At 67.9% G+C, this 2,467-nt stretch carries 1 pseudogene; it reads right to left on the bottom strand.

Going from position 1 to position 2,467, the window contains the following annotated elements:
* Positions 1–233 precede the first annotated feature (233 nt).
* Positions 234–2,467 (bottom strand): annotated as a pseudogene (locus ACNA7R_RS19990) (hypothetical protein); the annotation flags it as partial.

The raw sequence follows: 2,467 nt of genomic DNA, 5'->3' as shown, positions 1-2,467 counted from the left end.
CCGCCCGTATCCGTCGTGAACCGATCCTTTCGCTCGCCGAACCGCTCGAGCACCGGCTCGACTTCCTCCTCGTGCCACTGCTCGCGGCTCTCGCGGATCTCCTCGAGTTCCTCGGGATCGAACATTATCATTACCGTCGGGCGGCGACGGCTTCAACCTTTTCGAGTCGCGACGGGATCGGTCGCGCGGAGTCGGAGAAGAAGACGGTGACAGTGTCGAATACGCGACCCGGATCAGGACATGTCGACGTCGTCGACGTCGGGGTTGCCGTATCCGGTCAGCGCCGGCCGATACGAGGCGTCGATCGTCCCGTTCCTGAGCGTGACGTCGGATCGGCGGACCCGGACGCTGCCGCCGGCCGCGGTGGTGATGTCCTCGACGTCGAAGTCCTCGATAAGCAGTCCGCGGTTGGTCGTGCTGCTGGTCTCCGTACAGCGGATCGCGGGGGCCTGGACGTCGGGGCCACAGAACAGCTCGAGGTCCTTGATGTGGCCGCCGTCGGCGTCGCTGTTGACCCTGACGATGTCGTTCTGGGCGTCGGAGCCGTCGATCTCGATCCGCTCGGCGATCGCCTCCCCGCCGTTGAGCCAGAGGCCGGCGCCGGGGTAGGTCTGGTCGGAGCCGCCGTCGAGGAGGATCTTGCAGTCTCGGGCCTCGTCGGCGGCGCCGATCCGGATGTTCCCGTTGCCGCAGTTGACCGCCATGCTGTGCTCGACGAAGTTTTCGCCGACGCTGTTTCGCACGTACAGCCCGTTGTCGACGTAGTCCTCGACGTAACAGCGGTCCCAGATGTTGATCCCCTCGTGTGGCGGGTCGGCGCTGCAGCCGATCGAGTGGCCGACCGACGAGCGGTTCGGATCGGTGACCTCCCCGTCGGGCAGGCTCAGGTTGCGGATCAACGAGAGCGCGTTCGGATCGCGGGTGTTGATCATACAGGTGTACCGGTCGCCGCCGTAGGGGCCGTGTCGCCAGCGCTCGCCGACGAGTTCGACGTTGTCGAGCAGACAGCGGCCGACGTGGGCGCTGATCAGCCCGGCGTCGCGTTCGCGCTGGTCGTCGATGTCGACGTCGAGGTTCTGGAGCACGATGTGTTCCGGCGGGTTGTTGGTGGCCCACCGACCGAGCAGGAACGCCCGATCGACGCCGTGGCTCCGAATCTCGAGCGTCGCCCGCGGCTCGCCCCTGATCTCGAGGTAGTCGATCGGATCGAAGACGACGAACTCGGTGTTCCACGTGTAGCTTCCCATCGGGAGGACGAACTCGTGGTTGACCGTACCCCGTGAGTCGATATACGAGAGGATCTCCGCCGCCAGATCCCCGCTTTCGTCGATCGAGGGCTCCGCGACGACGTCGACGGTCGTCACGTCGTCGGGGCGGTTCGTCAGCTCCGCCATGAGCCCGTGGGTTGCCGCGGACGGTGTCGGAGCCGGTTCCGGGGCCGGCTCGCGCGCGTCCGGCTCGGTCGGCTCGATCCGATCGACGCAGTAGCGGTAGCTGTCGGACTCGTAGTCGCCGCCGTAGATCCCGTGGGTCGCCTCGAGGAAGTCGCTCTCGATCGGGTACTCGATCGCGGTTCGCCCGCGGACGAAGGACTCGCCGCCGGCGTCACAGACGACCCGATAGGCCTCACCGGCCTCGAGGTCGCCGGTGAGCACGAACGCGTCGCCGGCCTCGAGACCGGCGATCGAGCGCTCGTCGAGGACGTCGCCGCCGTCGTCGGTGAGGTACGCCGTCGTCACGCCGTCGGTTTCGGCCGAGAGCCGACACTCGAGGGCGTCGACGCTCCCGGTCGCCAGCAGGCGAACCCCGGAGCGGTCGTTCAGCGACCGCCAGGACTGACCTTCCTCGTCGTCGCCGAGGTCGAGGGCGGGCACCTCCGGCTCGGTCGGCTCGCTCTCGGACTCGTCCGACTGCGTCGAACCGCCCTCGGCGACGATCCGGTCGAGACAGTACCGGTAGTTCTCCGACTGGAGGTAGCCGCCGTAGATCCCGTCGGTCACCTCGAGGAGGTCGCCGTCGATCGGGTAGTCGGCCCCGGCCCGGCCGCGGACGTAGGTGTCGCCGCCGGCGTCGCAGACGATCCAGCGGACGTCGTCGGGCTCGAGGTCGACGTCGAAGGCGAAGGTGTCGCCGGCCTCGAGGTCGGCGATCGACCGCTCGTCGAGAACGTTCTCCTCGGCGGGGGTCGCCGTCGTCACGTCGTCGTCGGTGAGGTACGCCGTCGTCACGCCGTCGGTCTCGGCCGAGAGCCGACACTCGAGGCGATCGAGATCGTCGCTCGCTCGGATGCGAACGCCCGAGGGGCTGTTCAGCGAGTCTCTGGACTGGCCCTCTTCGTCGTCGCCGAGATCGAACGTCTCGACCTCGGGTTCGGGCTCCTCGTCGGATTCGGACTCCCCGACGGGCACCTCGTACTCCCGCCTCGAGTCGATCCGGTCGACGCAGTAGCGGTAGCTCTCGGACTCGT

Origin of the sequence: Natronococcus sp., assembly GCF_047921035.1 — an archaeon.
Taxonomy (GTDB): Archaea; Halobacteriota; Halobacteria; order Halobacteriales; family Natrialbaceae; genus Natronococcus.
This window is presented reverse-complemented; position numbering and strand designations above follow the sequence as displayed.